This window comes from Kordiimonas lacus, from assembly GCF_001550055.1.
GTDB lineage: Bacteria > Pseudomonadota > Alphaproteobacteria > Sphingomonadales > Kordiimonadaceae > Kordiimonas > Kordiimonas lacus.
The window spans coordinates 90,701-106,637 of record NZ_LRUA01000007.1 but is presented as its reverse complement, the minus strand read 5'-3'; the positions used below and the strand labels follow the sequence as shown (position 1 = coordinate 106,637).

Genomic DNA, 15,937 nt, shown 5'->3' with positions numbered 1-15,937 from the left:
AATTTAAACCAATTGCCGAAAGCCCGTGTGGCTTTAAACAACTATGACCGGCATGCTATCCAGCAGAACTGGCCACGAGATTGCCACGTACTTGCGAAAGAACTCCGAAAATATTGGCAGGAACGTACTGCCAACCAAGGCCACTAGCAAAGGAGGCCATATTGAAAGGTCCTCTATTTAAGGTGAAAGGCACCATTGGAAAAATGGACATCGACAATTCTGTGTTTGATGGTGTCGGTGAGATAGTCTCAGTTGAAGCCGGTGGCGAGGTTACTGAATTTAACTTCAAAGAAAATTTGGTGAAGTTAAATAAGGAACAACAGGCCAAGGTCTCTCAGATGCTGCAAAGCGGCGTAGCCATTGGAACTGTTATACAATGGCTAAAGGCAGCGTTGGAGGCATGATTGCCGGAACAGCCGCCCTTGAGTGCTGAGGATAGCATTGGGGAGATGAATAATGCGGGAATGGTTCAGTTACGTTCAATGGCACACGTTTATAGGAGCGTTCTTCCTCGGAACAATGTTCGTTGCTCTATGCATGTTCATTATCGATGATAATTGGGTAGAACGCTTTCAGGGCCTTATTAGTGCCGCCGCAGCGATAACCGCTGCAATGTATACTGTCTCTGTAACCATATTACACAGGGAACAAGATCGATTTGATAGGGACAGGCAAGCCATTGACGATCTCCTTGGCTTAATCCACGGCGGCAATGCTTTCGATGACGTCATTACTTTCAGAGACGCAGCCACGAAACTGAAATACATTCCCAGAGAAGTGTCGGAGTTTCTGTACGGTACCGCTATTGCTAAGCAACAAAGCAACGCTACAGACATGGCCTTTGCGGTCGAAGTAGGATTTTGTGAGGGTGCAGCGATGGACTGGCTTTATACCTGCAAGCGCAATGGCCGATACGTTCCATTCAGGACCAATTATAACCCAGACCAGGTTTTCCTCCAAATATTAGGCCGCAGAGATCAGCAATAACTGCTAAGTCCGCTTTGGGTCGAAAGCTGTGCTTCAGGGCCTGGCATATTATCTGTCAACAGAACAGCTATCACCGCCAAACCTGTGGCGATAAAATGTAGCTGTCCGAATTCCCTTGCCCCAATCGTGCACATGCAACATCCTGTCCGCCGGTTCACAAACACACCTCGGGGGAGGGCTTATGGCTGGCGCTGGTACGGGCGAAAATTCCGCCTATCCATCATTCTCATCACGCATCGCGTTCATCATTGTCACCGCCGGGTCGGCCGTGGGACTGGGGAATGTGTGGGGCTTTCCCTATGTGGCGGGGCAGAATGGCGGTGGCGGCTTTGTGCTGATTTACCTGCTGGCGCTTGCGCTGGTGGCCGCGCCCGCCTTCATGGCCGAGCTGATGCTGGGGCGCATGGGCAAGGCCTCGCCGCCCACCGCACTCGGCCGCCTGCAGGCGAAAGTGGGCAGCAAACTCCACTGGCCGCTTGTGGGCTGGACCGGGCTTGTGGGCACCATTCTGGTGCTTTCCTTCTATGCGGTGATCGCGGGGCAGGCGATGGACTATATGCTGGAGGCCGCGGGCGGCGGCTTTGCCGGCTGGTCAGACGCCGACGTCCAGGCGCTGGATGCCAATTTCAAATCCAGCATGCCGATGATGGCGCTGTGGTCGGCCATCTTCATGGGGCTGACGGCGCTGATCGTCTCGTTCGACATCAACACGGGGCTTGAGCAAGCCGGCAAGGTGATGATGCCGCTTCTCTTGCTGATCCTCCTTGGCATGGTCATCTATTCCGGCAACATGGGCGACTTCGGCAAGGCGGTGGATTTCCTGTTCGGCTTCCACGAAATGGAATTCACGCCGCGCCTGTTCCTGGAGGCCATGGGGCAGGCCTTCTTCACGCTCGGCGTGGGGGTGGGCGGCATCATGACCTACGGCAGCTATATGGGGCGGGACGTCAACCTGCCGCGCGCCACCTTCTGGATCGTGGCGATGGACGTCTTTGTGGCGCTCGCCGCAGGCCTCGCCATCTTCCCGCTGGTTTTCTCAAGCGGGGTGGACGCGGCCGCGGGGCCGGGCCTCGTGTTCCTGACGCTGCCCTTGATTTTTGCAGACATTCCGGGCGGGGCCGTGGTGGCCTTCGCCTTCTTCCTGCTGCTGACCTTCGCGGCGGTCACCTCATCCATCTCGCTGCTGTCGCCCACCGTGGCGCGGCTGGAGGAAGCCGGATGGTCCCGCAGGAGGGGCGCGACTGTCATGGCCGCGCTGGTGGTGGGTATCAGCCTCCTGACCTCCTACAGTTTCGCGGGTGGCAAGGATGTGTTTCCGCTCGCCGCACTCGGCCTCGGCGGCATGACCTTCTTTGACCTGATCCGCGAAGGCGTCAGCAATTTCATCCTGCCGCTTTCGGGGCTGGCCTATGCGCTGATGGTGGGTTGGGCGCTAAGCCGTGAGGACGTGCGGCAGGCGCTGCCGATGGCAGACGGCCCGCTGTTCCGGGCGTGGCATATGGTGATCCGCTATGTCGCCCCCATCTGCATCACCGCGCTGTTTGTCGGCGCCGTGGCGGGGTAAGGCTTGTCCTCGGGCGGAGGCACGCTAAGTCATGTCCTCAAGGATGCAGGAGGGATGCATGAGCAGCATGGGCGAACCGGAAATCATCAAGGCAGGCGGGTTTGACCTGGCGGTCTACCGCGCCGGGCCGGATGTGACGCAGGCGTCGCCGCCGCCGGTGGTGCTGATGCACGGTTTCCCGGAAGTGGCCTACAGCTGGCGCGCACAGATGCAGGCGCTGGCGGACGCGGGATACCCGGTGTTCGCGCCGGACATGCCGGGCTTTGGCGCCTCAAGCGCGCCTTTGGGCCAAGCCAACTACACTATGGATAAGCTGACACATGCGATGGCCGGGATGCTGGATCATTACGGCATAGACAAGGCTGTGTTCATTGCCCACGACTGGGGCGCGCTGGTGATGTGGCAACTGCCGTTTTACGCAGGCGACCGGGTGCTGGGGCTTGCGGGCCTCAATGTGCCCTTGTTGCCGCCATACCCGGTAGACCCGATGGACATGTTCCGCGCGCGCTTCGGCGACAAGATGTATATCGTGCGGTTCCAGACTGAGGGCGCGTGCGAACCGGTCCTGGAGGCCGACATGGCCGCCACCTTCCGCTATTTCCTGAGAAAGCCGGACGCGAACACCCCGCGCCCAACCGATATCCCGTTCGCGGAAAAGAGCCTCGATCTGATCGGGCATCTTGAGAAGGGCGAAGGCGCGTGGGGCGGCAGCCCGCTGATGTCGGACGCGGACATTCAGGTCTATGTGGACGCTTATTCGAAGAACGGCTTCACAGCCCCCCTGCATTATTACCGCAACATGAGCGCCAACTGGCTGGACCAGAAGCGGTTCCTGGACGATGAGGGGAATTTGCCGAAGGTTAAGCAGCCGTGCCTGATGATCACCGCCGAGCTGGACCGCGCCTGCCCACCCGAAATCGCCGTGGCGATGCCGGATATGGTTGATACCTATGAGCAGATTGACCTGAAGGGCTGCGGGCACTGGAGCCAGCAGGAACGCCCTGATGAGGTGAACGCTGCGCTCCTGGATTGGCTTGGCCGTCACTTCTGAGGCGACGGCCAGACCTGAATTTTATCCCTTAGTTCGAACGCGGCAGTTCACATTGGTCCTGGCGCTTGCGGTAGGGGTTATCGCATTCCCAGTCATTGCCGGAATAATCGATATGAGCATTTTCGGGTAGGACCAGTGTCCGGCAGCTGTTGCCGAATTGCATAAAGCCACGCTTGCAGCGCCAGCTATTGCCATCTTCAACCAGATAGCCATTCTCCGGCACGTCCACTTTCTGGCATGTCTCGTTGAACTCGGTGTAGCCACGATTACAGCGCCAGCCACTGCCGTAGCTTTGGTCAACGAAATAGCCGTTTGCCGGCACGATGATCTCGGTGCAGCTGTTGTTGGTGGCGCGGAAGCCGCGCTCGCAAGCCCAGCCGTTGCCGTATTTGCCGTCGGTCAGGAAGGCGTTTTCAGGCAGCTCGATCTTGGTGCACTGGCCGCCGTCGGTGCGGTAGCCGCGCTCACATTCCCAATTGTTGCCGGACGCGTTCAGGTAGGCGTTATCAGGCAGGTTGATGGGCACGCAAGCCTTGTTGTTTTCTTCGAAACCGCGCTTGCACGCCCAGCCCGAGCCATAGCCGCGGCCGGTGGCATAGGCATTTTCCGGGATTGTCAGCTTGATGCACTGGCTGTTCTTGCGCTGGAAGCCGTCGTCGCAGCTCCAGCCAGAGCCGTAGCGGTCCTGCGATGCATTTTCCGGCGGTTGATTATTGTCATCCTGGGCAAAGGCAATGCCGGTCACCAGCAAGAGGCTGAATGCGGCATAAAAGGCCAGGGGAAGGGACTTGAACATGGTGGAATCTTTCCGGTTGCGGAAGCCGCCGGAATTGGCGCCTGTCCATGGCTCGGGCGGGGCGAACCCCACCCGATTATTCTGACAGGCTGGGCCCGTGTCAGGCGCTTTGGCGCCGACCGCTGGCCCGTTGGGAGCGTTCGATATTGCCAAGCATGCGGCTGAGGCCGGCGTTTTCGCCGCCCTGATTGCCGCGACCGCCTTTGCTGCCCTGGCTGTTTTGGTTGCGCTTGCCGGACTGGCCGTTCTCGCCGTTAAGGGCATTTTGAGCACCCTGGCCATTGCGGCCTTTGCTTTTCTGTGGCCGGCGGCGCTTGCGGTTTTCGCCCGTGGGCGATGCATCCGCGCGGGCCGGTGCCTTGCGGGGCTCCTGCGTGCGCTGGTCGCCCGCTTTGGCGCCTTCAGGCTTGGCCCGACCGTTTCGCGCGCGACCGCGGCCAGATGTGCCCGCAGGTTTGCTGCGACCACGGCCAGCAGAGCGTTTGCCACCGGGTTTCTCCGGGGCTTGCTCAGGCACGAGGTCCGTCGCGCTCAGCTCGTCCAGCTCGATCTTGAAGCCGATCAGCTTCTGGATATCGCGCAGGAATTCGCGTTCGCTTTCATCGCAGATGGAAATCGCGATGCCGGTTGCGCCGGCGCGTGCCGTCCGACCAATCCGGTGAACGAACACCTCAGGCACGTTCGGCAGGTCGAAGTTGAACACGTGCGAGACGCCGTCCACATCGATGCCGCGCGCGGCAATGTCAGTGGCCACAAGGATCGGCACCTTGCCGGCCTTGAAGGCGTCCAGCGTGCGAACGCGCTGGCTTTGGCTCTTGTTACCGTGAATGGCGTCCGCCTGGATGCCGTTCTGCACGAGTACCTGTGCAAGCTTGTTGGCGCCGTGTTTGGTGCGGGAGAAAACAACCGCGCGGTCGATATCCTCGCGGCGCATCACATCCACCAGAATCTGGCGTTTGTTGGCTTTTTCCACATGGATAACCGATTGTGTGATGCGCTCAATCGGTTTCGATTGCGGCGCAACAGACACTTCAACGGGCTTGTAGAGGAAATCTTCGGCAAGGCCGCGGATCTGCTTCGGCATAGTGGCCGACAGAAGCGCAGTCTGGCGCTTCTTTGGCAGGGCCTGCATGATTCGGCGAATGGCCGGCATGAAGCCCAGGTCCAGCATCTGGTCTGCTTCGTCCAGGATCACCGTGTTGGTCTGGTCCAGCATCACGGCGCCTGTGCTCATCAGGTCCTCAAGCCGGCCGGGCGTGGCGACAAGAATGTCGACGCCGCGCGACATGGCACGAATCTGTGGGCCAGCCTTGGCGCCGCCAACGATGACCGCGCTTGAGCTTTTCAGGTACTTCCCGTAGGTGCGGATGGCATCCTCGATCTGGGCCGCGAGTTCACGCGTTGGCGCCAGAATGAGGGCCTTGCAGCTTTTCGGATACGGCATTTTGCGAATTTCATGAACGCGCTGCAGCAGCGGCAGAACGAAGGCGGCGGTTTTACCGGTGCCTGTCTGTGCGATGCCGACAATGTCCTTGCCGTCGAGCATGGCTGGGATAACACCCGCCTGGATTGGAGTAGGCGTGGTGTAGCCTTCGGCCGTCAGGGCGCGAAGGATGGGCTCGGCGAGACCGAGCGTATTAAATTCTTTCAAGTGTAAGCTTTCACATACCACGGTATCGCGCCAAACCCGGCGGGCGCACCGTCAAAAATGTTCAGGGAAGCTTGCAAAGATCAGCTGCCGGGTCGTGTTGGGCCTGCGGGATTTCCCGGGCCGATTAGCAAGGCAACGATCTTGTGAGGAAAATTGCTCAAGTCAGGGACCGCCAGCGACTGTTCTTATGATTTCGCTATCTTCGCGCGGTGTGATGTGTGCCTTAGAACACGAAACAATAAGAAAAGCAAGGAAATGCGCGCGACGGCCTGTGCGGGGCCGAGTGCTGGGCCGGGTGCAGGCAGTGTCTATTCCTCAAAGGTCGCCAGGTATTTTTTAACCAGCGCAGACAGCGTTTCACGGTCTGCATCCGACAGGCGGCTTGTGAGATCCTTCTGGGTTTCCACATGGGCGGTGACCGCCTCATCCACCAGTTTGAAGCCTTTGTCGGTAAGCGCGATCAGAAAGCCGCGGCCGTCATCCGGGTTTTTGATCCGTTCCACCAGCCCGGCTTTCACCAACTGGTCAATGCGGTTGGTCATGGTGCCGGAGGTGACCATGGTCATATCCATCAGCGCGCCGGGCGACAGGCGGTAAGGCGGGCCGGAACGCCTGAGCGTGGCCAGCACATCAAAGGCGGCGGCATTCAGGCCAAATTGGCTGAAGGTTTCGCCCGTGGCCTTTGATGTATGCTGCTGCAGTTTCAGAAGCCGCCCCAGCAGGGCCATGGGCGCGGTGTCCAGGTCTGGCCGCTCCTTCGCCCATTGCTCAATGATTTCATCAACATGATCCATGCCTGACACTTTTTCACGGAAGTATCTTGACTTCAAGAGAAATATTATTATCTTGATATCAAGATAAATGACAAAGGCAGTGTGATGAGGTGTGATGAGTAAGCGTGCGGACATTCTGACAACAGCGATCGCCCCCATGATCTGGGGCTCCAGCTATATTATGGTGACCGAGTTCCTGCCGGGCGAAGACCCGTTCATGGTGTCCATGCTGCGGGCACTGCCTGCGGGGCTGTTGCTGCTCGCGCTGGTGCGGCGCCTGCCGCAAGGCATCTGGTGGGGCCGCATGTTCCTGTTGGGCGCGCTGAATTTCACCATCTTCTGGGGGCTGCTGTTTGTGGCGGCTTACCGCTTGCCGGGCGGGGTTGCCGCCACGCTGGGGGCAGTGCAGCCCTTGATGGTGTTGTTTATTTCCCGCTATGTGCTGGGCACCGGAATTTTGCCCATCGCGGTTGGTGCCGCCTTTATCGGCATTCTTGGTGTGGCCATGCTGGTACTGTCGCCGGGGGCGGAGTGGGATATGATCGGCATCGCTGCAGCAGCGGGCAGTGCGGTTTCCATGGCGTTCGGCACGGTGCTCAGCCGCCGCTGGCAGCCTGATGTGTCACCCCTGACGGTCACGGCATGGCAGCTTACGGCCGGGGGCCTGCTGTTGATCCCCGTCGCTTTCACTGTTGGCAGCGGTACGGTCACACTGAACAGCGACACGCTGTTTGGCCTGGGCTATCTGTCGCTGATCGGGGCTGCGGCCACCTATCTGTTGTGGTTCCGGGGGGTATCCCGCTTGCTGCCCTCTGAAATTTCACCGCTTGGGTTCCTCAGCCCGGTAACAGCGGTGGTGCTGGGGTGGGCGCTCCTTGGGGAAACCCTTTCCACACAGGCCCTTCTGGGCATTCTGCTGACGCTGGGCAGCGTATGGCTGAGCCAGAATGCAGCGACCTTCACTTTCTTCTTCAAAAAGACTGTCTCTCAGGGAGCGTGAATTATGAATATCATCGTTTTTGGTGCAGCGGGCGCTGTTGGGTACCGGGCTTTGAAGGAGGCGCTTGCGCGCGGCCACAGGGTTGCCGCGGTGGTGCGCCGACAGGAACAGGCGGTGGATTTTCCTGATAGCGTTGCCGTGCATGTAGCCGATGTGTTGGGGGCAGATGATCTGCAGCCCCTTCTGGCAGGGCAGGACCTTGCGATCAGTGCGCTGAGGCCACCTGAAGGGTGGGAGAAACTGCTTGTACCCATGACCGAGAAGCTCCTGCGGGAGGCCGGGAAAGCCGGTGTTCGTATTCTGGTCGTGGGCGGCGCAGCCAGCCTGAAGCTCAAGGGCAAGGACACCACTGTGTTCACGGAACCGGGTTTTCTGCCTGAACACCTGGTCCCCATCGCGACGGCATGCCAGGCGCAATATGAGCTTTGCCTGAAGAATACAAAAGCTGACTGGTCATATCAGACACCACCGGCCATATTGACGCCAGGCGACCGCACGGGCCGGTACCGGCTGGGCGGTGACGTGATGCTGACAGACGAGGACGGGCAGGCGCGCATTTCCATGGAGGATTTTGCCGTCGCCCTCTTGGATGAAGGTGAACAAAGGCGCCACCGGCGGCAACGCTATACGGTGGCCTATTGACAGGGTGCAACTGACAGGAAGATTTTTATGCCCCACTGGACCGCTTTAATTGAAGGCTTTCTGGTATCAATCGGCCTGTTGCTGGCCATCGGGCCGCAGAACTTCTATGTGCTCAGGCAGGGCCTGAGGCACCGGCACGTGTTTGCCGTCACCACCACCACATTCGTCTCTGATGTGCTCATGATCTCACTTGGCGTGATGGGTGTGGGGCGCCTGTTTGCCGATAACCCGACCGTCGCTTACTGGCTCGGTTGGGGCGGCGTGGCGTTCCTTGTGTGGTTTGCGCTCAAGAGCCTGAAGGGCGCGATCTGGCCAGACGTGATGACCGACGACCGGATCGAGGCGTCGGCTGGCTCCGCCGCCGGGCAGGGCGTGCGTATTGCCATCCTGCACGCGCTGGCGTTCGCCTGGCTCAATCCCTGGGCCTATGTGGACACCATGGTGCTCATCGGCGGGGTCAGCGTGAAATACGCTACGGACGCTGCGCGGCTTGCGTTCCTCATCGGCGCAGTGGTGGCTTCCGCCCTCTGGTTCTACAGCATCGGGTACGGTGCCAAAAAGGCCGCGCCCTTGTTCAAGAAGCCTGTCACATGGCGGGTGCTGGACGGCGTCATTACCGCCGTGATGCTGGGTGTGGCAGCGGTGCTTGCGCGCCACCAGCTCAGCCTCTAAAGGACGGTTGCAAACACCGGAAAACTGGTTCAAGCTTGGCCCCTGATGACGACTGAAAACAGTACGAGGGGGATAAAGTGCAGCTTTGTGGACATAGTGTTTCACCCTATTTCGAGCGGGTGGTGATCGCCCTGGATATGAAGGGTGCGCTCGATCAGATTGAGCTGGCGGGCGTGCCGGGTGGGTTCAAGTCTGAAACCCACTTCAGCCACCACCCCATGGGCAAAATTCCGTTCCTGATCAAGGATGACGGCACCAGCCTGACCGAAGGCCAGGTGATCGCCGAATATCTGGACCGGGTGCTGGACGGCCCTGACCTCACGCCCCATGATTTCGAAGACGCGACCCGTGCGCGCCTGATCGCCCGCATCCTCGATCTTTACTATGCCGAAGCCGTGAAGCCTTATGGCCGCATGGCCTTTGGCGGTGAAGCCACGGACGCAGAAGTCGAAAAGGCCAAATCCCAGGATATCCCAGCGGCTTTCACCTACCTTGAGAAATATCTGGGCGAGGGCAGCCGCTCCGTGGGAGACGACTGGACGCTCGCGGACGCCGCGCTGATTTCCCATCTCTATTGGTATGGCGCCCTGAAGGTGCGCTTCGGCCTTGAAGGCTATGACGCCTGGCCCAAGCTGAACGCCTACTGGGAGACCGTGAAAGACACGGACATCGTTTTGCGCTCCTTCGACCGGGTGAAAAAATCCTATGATGAATTTTTCGGCGGGGACGACAGTTGAGCGAACAAACAGGCTATACAGCGCGCTGCCTGTGCGGCGCAGTGAAGGCAGAGATTGTGGCCAAGCCGCTGTGGGTCAGCCACTGTCATTGCCCTTCTTGCCAAAAGGCCACGAGTGCTGCCTTCGCCACCTATGTGGGGTTTGATGCCGCGGCGGTGCGCTTCACCGAGGATGAGCCCAAATTTTATAAATCCAGCCCCGGCGTCAAGCGGCGCTTCTGCGGCGCCTGCGGCAGCCCGGTGAGTTTTGAAGGTGAGGCCTGGCCGGGGGAAATTCACTTGCACGCCGGCTTCATCAATGAAACCGATGACCTGCACCCCGAAAGCCATGTGTATGTCAGAAGCCGCAAGCCCTGGGCCAAGACAGACGACGGCCTGCCCACCTACCGCATGTTCCCAAAGGATGAGGGATGACGATGGCGATTATTCGCGATCATCTTTATGAAAATTCTGAAGATTTCTTTGCTCTGGATGGAAGCGCAGTCATGTTTCTGTCTTCGGAAGCTGCGATTGAAGTTTGTTTGCAGTGTGCGAGCAAGGGGCAGGTGGTCCTTGGAATCGAGGGAGGCAATTGGAAGGCCCAACGGTTTCAGATAGCTCTTGACTGTATATTCGATGGTGTTGAGCCTCCGGTGACAGCGAATGCGGCCCACGAAAACAACGTGCGGATATCGGAAGTGATTAAAAAGGAAAGCAAAAAGAGGGATGTGTTTATCGTTACCAGTATGAAGATGGATGGTAGCGAAGACTGAATGATCTTGAAGAGCACACATCGCTTGTCCCGCACGCGATTCTGCGTTAATTGAGGCGCAAAGTTTTTTCCAGAATAAGTAAGGAACCAAGCCCGATGGCTGCCTATCAATATGTCTATCAGATGCACAAGCTCACCAAACAGTATCCTGGTGGCAAGCAGGTTCTGAATGGTATTTCCCTGAACTTCCTGCCCGACGCGAAAATCGCGATCATCGGTCAGAACGGCGCCGGTAAATCGACGCTGATGAAAATCATGGCCGGCTATGACACCGAATTCGGTGGCGAGGCCTGGGCCGCTGACGGCATCCGCGTGGGTTACCTGCCGCAGGAACCGCAGCTGAATGCAGACAAAGACGTGCTCGGTAACGTCATGGAAGGTCTGGCGTCTACGCAGGCGCTGGTGGACGAGTTCAACCAGGTGGCCGGCGACTACGGCATGGACCCTGAGAATATGGACCTCCTCAACCGTATGGGTGAGCTGCAGGAAAAGATCGACGCGGCCGACGCGTGGGACCTGCAAAGCCAGGCCGAAGTGGCGATGGACGCGCTCTGCTGCCCGCCAAACGACTGGTCTGTCGACAAGCTGTCGGGCGGTGAGAAACGCCGCGTGGCGCTGTGTAAGCTGCTCCTCGAGAAGCCTGAAATTCTGCTGCTGGATGAGCCGACCAACCACCTTGACGCTGAAACGGTCGCCTGGCTTGAGAAGTTCCTGCAGAACTACAAGGGCTGTGTGATCCTCGTGACCCACGACCGCTACTTCCTCGATAACGTGGTGGGCTGGGTGCTTGAGCTTGACCGCGGCCAGGGCATCCCGTTTGAAGGCAACTATTCGGCCTGGCTTGAAATGAAAACCAAGCGGATGGCGCAGGAAGAACGCGCTGACAAAGCCCGCCAGAAAGCCATGACCGACGAGCTGGAGTGGATCAGGCAGTCGCCCAAAGCGCGGCAGGCAAAATCCAAGGCGCGGATCAAGGCTTATGACGAAATGCTGGAGCAGCAGCAGGAACGCGTGGCCGGCCCGGCGCAGATCAAGATCCAGCCACCAGCCCGTCTGGGCGGCAAGGTGATCGAAGCCAAGGGCCTGACCAAGGCGTTCGGCGACAAGCTTCTGTTTGACGGCCTCGACTTCAGCCTGCCACCAGGCGGCATCGTGGGCGTGATTGGCCCAAACGGCGCGGGTAAAACTACGCTCTTCAAGCTGATCACCGGCCAGGAAAAGCCGGACGCGGGCACGATTGAAGTGGGTGATACCGTGCAGCTAGGATACGTGGACCAGTCGCGTGACGCGCTGGACGCGAACAAGAACGTCTGGGAGGAAATCTCCGGCGGGCATGACATGTTCTATTTCGGCAAGCATGAGGTCTCGACCCGCGCTTACGTTGGCGCCTTCAACTTCAAGGGCGGCGACCAGCAGAAGAAGGTTGGCCTGCTGTCGGGTGGTGAACGGAACCGTGTGCACCTCGCGAAGATGCTCAAAGAGGGCGGCAACGTGCTGCTGCTCGATGAGCCGACCAACGACCTTGATACCGAAACGCTGTCTGCGCTTGAAGAAGCGCTTGAGAACTTCGCCGGTTGCGCCGTGGTTATCAGCCACGACCGCTTCTTCCTTGACCGCATCGCCACCCACATCCTGGCGTTTGAGGGCGACAGCCACGTTGAGTGGTTCGAAGGCAACTTCGAAATGTATGAAGAAGACAAGAAGCGCCGCCTGGGGGCAGACGCCACCCAGCCGCACCGCATCAAATACCGCAAGTTCACGCGCTAAGCGTCGCGGTGATACAGATGTAGAAAAGGGGCCTTTCGGCCCCTTTTTTGTTTGCGCTGTCGCTGCAGTGCTGCACAATGACAGCATCCATCTGGGGCGGAGACTGCGATGCATGTTTTTCTATGGGTGATGATCGCTATGGGCGTCGCATCGATCGGTGGCGCGGCCTCGGCTTCCAACCCGGAAGCAAATATCCCACAGGTTGCAGTGATCGATTGGTTCCCGTTCGGCTGGCAGGAAGACGGCCGGGACAAAGGCATGTTTATTGATTTGGTCGCCCTTTATTCCCGTGAACTTGATACTAGGATTGATGCGGTGGTCGCGCCTGTACCCCGCGTGATAAGAGGCATGGAAGACGGTGAATTTGATTTCACCCTCACATACCGGGATACGGATATGATGGGGCAGGTGACGTATATTGCCGATATCGGTTGCCTGACCAGCTATATCATTTCCTACAGGGACAACCCGGTTACCAGCCTTGAAGGGCTGAATGGTTTGACGGTCGCGTACCCTGGTCGAGGGTATTTTGCCAAACGATACCTTCCGCACCTGAAGCTGGACGGCGTACAGGTCACGCAAACCTTTGTGATGTTTCGGATGGCCCTCAGGCGACGGCTCGATGCCTTCGTCATCAATGACGCGGTCTGGGAGGGCTACCGGAATAATCTGTACCCAGGGTTCAAGGTGCCGCAGGACCGCTGGGCCGATTTTGCTGAGCCCCTGCCAATTGATACAATGCCTTTGTCGGTCTCTATCGCACCTGGATCGAAGCATTCGGCGATGGGCCAACAGATATCCGCCCTCGCGCAATCCGATGCTTTCATGGCAAAGGTGCGGGCGCTTTATGCGGCTTACAAGTTACCAAACGCCACAGGGTGCCTTTCTTCACCGGCAGTCCCCACCAGCGAATAGGGCCCTGTTGAAAGCGATCATGATAAAGAAAAGGGGCCTTTCGGCCCCTTTTTTATTGCTCAGGATCGCCTTCGGTGCCGGCCCCTGTTGTATCGGCATCGACTGGCACTTCGTCATATTCCTCGATCTGCACATCGCCCTCGCGCAGCTTCTTGTTCTTGAACTGCACCTTGCGTACGCTTTCAACCACATGGATCGGGAAGCGCGTCAGGGACATGTTTTTCTCAATAGCCATATTGCCCCAGGCCATGGCGTCACCCGCCTGGCCGGAATACCCTTCACTGCCACTGCCGCCGCCTGTGAAGGCGTTCAAAAGGGCAGCAGGGTTCACGCTGGCTGCCGCGATTGACCGGTTGCCGCCATAGAGATCGGCGATGAACCAGTTGCTCTGGCCCGTGCCGATCTTGCTGGACGCATCGCTGATGCGGTCCGCAAAGTGCGGTTTGGCGTGTTTATAGAGGTGGGCTTTCAGGTCTCGATCGAAATCCGGGAACAGGGCCTCGTTCACTTCATAAAAATACGAAGTGCGGATGATCCGGTCCCTGATGCGGGCGCCCCGGTTTGAATTAACAAACTCGCGCGCATTGGCCTTCAGTTGGTCCCACACGCGCTGGCCGGTATAAGCCTCATCGCGGATGTTGGGACCGCCGATCACGCCCTGGAACAGGCCATACATGATCAGTGGGTTGCGGTATTTCGGGATCAGGATTTTATGGTGAATGTCATTGAGTGACAGCTGTACGCCCCCGACAGTCAACACCTTCTCGTCCCACAGGCCTTTATCGTTCCCATCGGAGAAATAGTGCCGCTTCAGCTGTTCTTCGGGAAAGATGCCGGCAATTTGCGTCAATACCGTCAGGTTATAGAGGTTCAGCCAGTAGGCCAGTTGCTCATTCCTGCTGAAGCGACGGAGCGGAATGTTTTCCGGTATTCTCTCCAGGTCTTGTCTCAAGGCAACCATGACGCTGTAATTGTCGCCAAGGAAAGAATGGAAATCGACGCGATTGCCTTCGTTCCGCGTATTTTTACGGCTGCCGCGTACAATACGCGACCCAGGTCGAGCGCTTACCCGGCCAGGGTTGGCGCGATCGGAGTGTCCTGTTTCCCAAACCGTCTGATTCAGGATTTTCGACAGATCACCATAGTCGACGGAAAAGCCGGAATCCGGCGTGTCCCCCTGAAAAGCCGTAATGGCTGTATCGGTTGCCTGGGCGGAGCAGGGGATGGCGATCGCCACAACGGTCACGACGGCTGCAGCGAACGATTTGAAAGACATATGTATCATAGCAATTCCCCCCTTCTAGTGCTCTGGACCGTCAGTGCTGGAAGCGTCATCAGCCTTGGTTTCCGGCACATCGTCATATTCCTCGACTTCCACGCTGCCTTCGCGGTTCCGCTGGTTCTTCATTTGAATCTTGCGGGCCATATCCACCAAGTGGATCGGGAAACGGGTCAGGGACTGGTTATGGGTGATCGCAGTGTTGCCCCAGGCCGAGGCAACGCCCGCTTCACCTGCGAATTCGCCACCAGTGTAGCTATAGCCTTCGCCGCTGTTGGTAAAGGCGTTGAGGAAGGCCGCGGGGTTGCTGCTGGCGGACGAGCGCGAGCGGTTGCCGCCATACAGATCAGCCACATACCAGTTGCGCTGGTCTGTACCCACGCGGCTTGAAGCGGCCTGAAGCTTGTCCGCAAACACAGGTTTGGCGTAGCGCAACAGGTGGGCCTTCATGTCGGCCTCAAAGTCCGGGAACAGGGCCTTGTTCACCTCATAGAAGGTGGAGGTGCGGATGATGCGCTCGCGCACAAAAGCGCCGCGGTTTGAATTGACGAACTCGCGGGCGTTGGCCTTCAGCTGGTGCCACACGCTGACGCCAGTATAGGCTTCGTCGCGGATGTTCGGGCCGCCAATCACTCCCTGGAACAAGCCGTACATGATCAGCGGATCACGGTATTTCGGGATCAGGATCTTGTGGTGGATGTCATTGAGCGACAGCGGGACTCCTGCAACATTCAGCACTTTTTCGTCCCATAGTGCGGGATAATGTTTTTTCAGGCTGGTTTCAGGGAAGATGCCAGCGATCTGGCTGATGACTGTCAGGTTATAAAGGTTCAGCCAGTAGGCCAGCTGTTCGTTACGATTGAACTGGTTCAAGGGAACCGCCGCAGGCACTTTTTCCAAATCACGCCTAAGGGCAACGATCACATCATAGTTGTCCCCCAGGAATGCGTGGAAATCGACACGGTTGCCTTCCGTGCGGGTATTGCCGCGCGAGCCGGTAACAATGCGCGATCCCGTCCGGGGCACTGTTTTGCCGGCGGTGGAGCGGTCCGAATGGCCCGTTTCCCAGACTGTCTGGCTCAGGATCGCGGACAGGTCCTTATAGTCGATGGACATGGGCGAGTCCGGCGTGTCGCCCTGGAAAGCTTTGATCGCTGTGTCCGGTTTGGTTTCTGCCGTGGCCTGCAGGGCGGTCAGAGCGGTCAGGCTGAAAAGGCTGATCAGCAGGGCGCAAAGGCGCGGCATAATTGGGTTGTGCATGGTCTTCCCCCGAGTTTGTCGTTTTCCCCTGGATACTAGAAACGTTTGGGTTACACGAACATAGACAACCAAAGATTATATATACCTCATCCA

17 protein-coding genes are annotated in these 15,937 nt (G+C 58.4%); 12 read left to right on the top strand and 5 right to left on the bottom strand.

Annotated features, from left to right (window positions below; genetic code table 11):
• The first annotated feature begins 161 nt into the window (after positions 1–161).
• The 4 genes from KORLAC_RS13495 (at position 162) to KORLAC_RS13480 (ending at position 3,602) form a co-directional block, all read left to right on the top strand.
• Entirely contained in the window at positions 162–404 is a 243-nt protein-coding gene (locus KORLAC_RS13495) for a hypothetical protein (RefSeq protein ID WP_068307309.1), read from the top strand.
• Positions 405–456: 52 nt separating this feature from the next.
• Positions 457–987 carry a hypothetical protein gene (locus tag KORLAC_RS13490; RefSeq protein WP_068307307.1) on the top strand — a complete coding sequence of 177 codons (531 nt, stop codon included), beginning with the start codon at positions 457–459 and terminating at the stop codon, positions 985–987.
• 181 nt (positions 988–1,168) lie between these two features.
• The gene (locus KORLAC_RS13485) at positions 1,169–2,551 is read left to right on the top strand and encodes a sodium-dependent transporter (protein ID WP_068307305.1); all 1,383 of its coding nucleotides are present in this window, start codon (positions 1,169–1,171) and stop codon (positions 2,549–2,551) included.
• Between the two features lie 58 nt (positions 2,552–2,609).
• On the top strand, positions 2,610–3,602 hold the full coding sequence (locus KORLAC_RS13480) for an alpha/beta fold hydrolase (RefSeq protein WP_068307302.1): 993 nt from the start codon (positions 2,610–2,612) through the stop codon (positions 3,600–3,602).
• 28 nt (positions 3,603–3,630) lie between these two features.
• Here the strand turns inward: KORLAC_RS13480 and KORLAC_RS13475 are convergent, their stop codons facing one another.
• From KORLAC_RS13475 to KORLAC_RS13465, 3 genes are all read right to left on the bottom strand, one after another.
• The gene (locus KORLAC_RS13475) at positions 3,631–4,470 is read right to left on the bottom strand and encodes a hypothetical protein (protein ID WP_068307299.1); all 840 of its coding nucleotides are present in this window, start codon (positions 4,468–4,470) and stop codon (positions 3,631–3,633) included.
• 28 nt (positions 4,471–4,498) lie between these two features.
• Positions 4,499–6,049: a DEAD/DEAH box helicase gene (locus KORLAC_RS13470; protein WP_068307297.1), complete on the bottom strand. Its 1,551-nt coding sequence runs from the start codon at positions 6,047–6,049 to the stop codon at positions 4,499–4,501.
• 308 nt (positions 6,050–6,357) lie between these two features.
• Positions 6,358–6,843, bottom strand: coding sequence for a MarR family winged helix-turn-helix transcriptional regulator (locus KORLAC_RS13465; protein WP_068307296.1), 486 nt, complete (start codon positions 6,841–6,843; stop codon positions 6,358–6,360).
• A 94-nt stretch (positions 6,844–6,937) separates the two neighbouring features.
• On the opposite strand from KORLAC_RS13465, the gene KORLAC_RS13460 reads away from it, so the two are divergent.
• The 8 genes from KORLAC_RS13460 (at position 6,938) to KORLAC_RS13425 (ending at position 13,305) form a co-directional block, all read left to right on the top strand.
• Entirely contained in the window at positions 6,938–7,822 is an 885-nt protein-coding gene (locus tag KORLAC_RS13460; protein ID WP_068307293.1) for a DMT family transporter, read from the top strand.
• A 3-nt stretch (positions 7,823–7,825) separates the two neighbouring features.
• Complete coding sequence (locus tag KORLAC_RS13455; protein WP_068307291.1) at positions 7,826–8,464, top strand: NAD(P)-dependent oxidoreductase; 639 nt, start codon at positions 7,826–7,828, stop codon at positions 8,462–8,464.
• A 27-nt stretch (positions 8,465–8,491) separates the two neighbouring features.
• Complete coding sequence (locus tag KORLAC_RS13450; protein WP_068307290.1) at positions 8,492–9,136, top strand: LysE/ArgO family amino acid transporter; 645 nt, start codon at positions 8,492–8,494, stop codon at positions 9,134–9,136.
• Positions 9,137–9,213: 77 nt separating this feature from the next.
• Positions 9,214–9,873 (top strand): glutathione S-transferase family protein, encoded by a 660-nt coding sequence (locus tag KORLAC_RS13445; RefSeq protein WP_068307289.1) that lies wholly within the window; start codon positions 9,214–9,216, stop codon positions 9,871–9,873.
• Positions 9,870–10,286, top strand: coding sequence for a GFA family protein (locus KORLAC_RS13440; protein ID WP_068307286.1), 417 nt, complete (start codon positions 9,870–9,872; stop codon positions 10,284–10,286). The genes KORLAC_RS13445 and KORLAC_RS13440 overlap by 4 nt, the downstream gene beginning before the upstream one ends.
• Positions 10,283–10,624, top strand: a complete 342-nt coding sequence (locus tag KORLAC_RS13435) for a hypothetical protein (RefSeq protein ID WP_074519415.1) — start codon at positions 10,283–10,285, stop codon at positions 10,622–10,624. The genes KORLAC_RS13440 and KORLAC_RS13435 overlap by 4 nt, the downstream gene beginning before the upstream one ends.
• A 95-nt stretch (positions 10,625–10,719) precedes the next feature.
• Complete coding sequence (gene ettA, locus KORLAC_RS13430) at positions 10,720–12,390, top strand: energy-dependent translational throttle protein EttA (protein ID WP_068307285.1); 1,671 nt, start codon at positions 10,720–10,722, stop codon at positions 12,388–12,390.
• Positions 12,391–12,498: 108 nt separating this feature from the next.
• Entirely contained in the window at positions 12,499–13,305 is an 807-nt protein-coding gene (locus KORLAC_RS13425; RefSeq protein WP_068307283.1) for a substrate-binding periplasmic protein, read from the top strand.
• Positions 13,306–13,357: 52 nt separating this feature from the next.
• Here the strand turns inward: KORLAC_RS13425 and KORLAC_RS13420 are convergent, their stop codons facing one another.
• Positions 13,358–14,590, bottom strand: a complete 1,233-nt coding sequence (locus KORLAC_RS13420) for a DUF547 domain-containing protein (protein ID WP_068307281.1) — start codon at positions 14,588–14,590, stop codon at positions 13,358–13,360.
• Positions 14,591–14,605: 15 nt separating this feature from the next.
• Positions 14,606–15,844, bottom strand: a complete 1,239-nt coding sequence (locus KORLAC_RS13415; protein WP_068307280.1) for a DUF547 domain-containing protein — start codon at positions 15,842–15,844, stop codon at positions 14,606–14,608.
• Between the last annotated feature and the right edge of the window lie 93 nt (positions 15,845–15,937).

Coding starts and splice junctions, on each gene's coding strand:
- KORLAC_RS13490 (WP_068307307.1), top strand. CDS start 457: ATGCGGGAATGGTTCAGTTACGTTCAATGGCACACGTTTATAGGAGCG.
- KORLAC_RS13435 (WP_074519415.1), top strand. CDS start 10,283: ATGACGATGGCGATTATTCGCGATCATCTTTATGAAAATTCTGAAGAT.
- KORLAC_RS13485 (WP_068307305.1), top strand. CDS start 1,169: ATGGCTGGCGCTGGTACGGGCGAAAATTCCGCCTATCCATCATTCTCA.
- KORLAC_RS13460 (WP_068307293.1), top strand. CDS start 6,938: ATGAGTAAGCGTGCGGACATTCTGACAACAGCGATCGCCCCCATGATC.
- KORLAC_RS13425 (WP_068307283.1), top strand. CDS start 12,499: ATGCATGTTTTTCTATGGGTGATGATCGCTATGGGCGTCGCATCGATC.
- KORLAC_RS13415 (WP_068307280.1), bottom strand. CDS start 15,844: ATGCACAACCCAATTATGCCGCGCCTTTGCGCCCTGCTGATCAGCCTT.
- ettA (WP_068307285.1), top strand. CDS start 10,720: ATGGCTGCCTATCAATATGTCTATCAGATGCACAAGCTCACCAAACAG.
- KORLAC_RS13450 (WP_068307290.1), top strand. CDS start 8,492: ATGCCCCACTGGACCGCTTTAATTGAAGGCTTTCTGGTATCAATCGGC.
- KORLAC_RS13480 (WP_068307302.1), top strand. CDS start 2,610: ATGAGCAGCATGGGCGAACCGGAAATCATCAAGGCAGGCGGGTTTGAC.
- KORLAC_RS13465 (WP_068307296.1), bottom strand. CDS start 6,843: ATGGATCATGTTGATGAAATCATTGAGCAATGGGCGAAGGAGCGGCCA.
- KORLAC_RS13420 (WP_068307281.1), bottom strand. CDS start 14,590: ATGATACATATGTCTTTCAAATCGTTCGCTGCAGCCGTCGTGACCGTT.
- KORLAC_RS13455 (WP_068307291.1), top strand. CDS start 7,826: ATGAATATCATCGTTTTTGGTGCAGCGGGCGCTGTTGGGTACCGGGCT.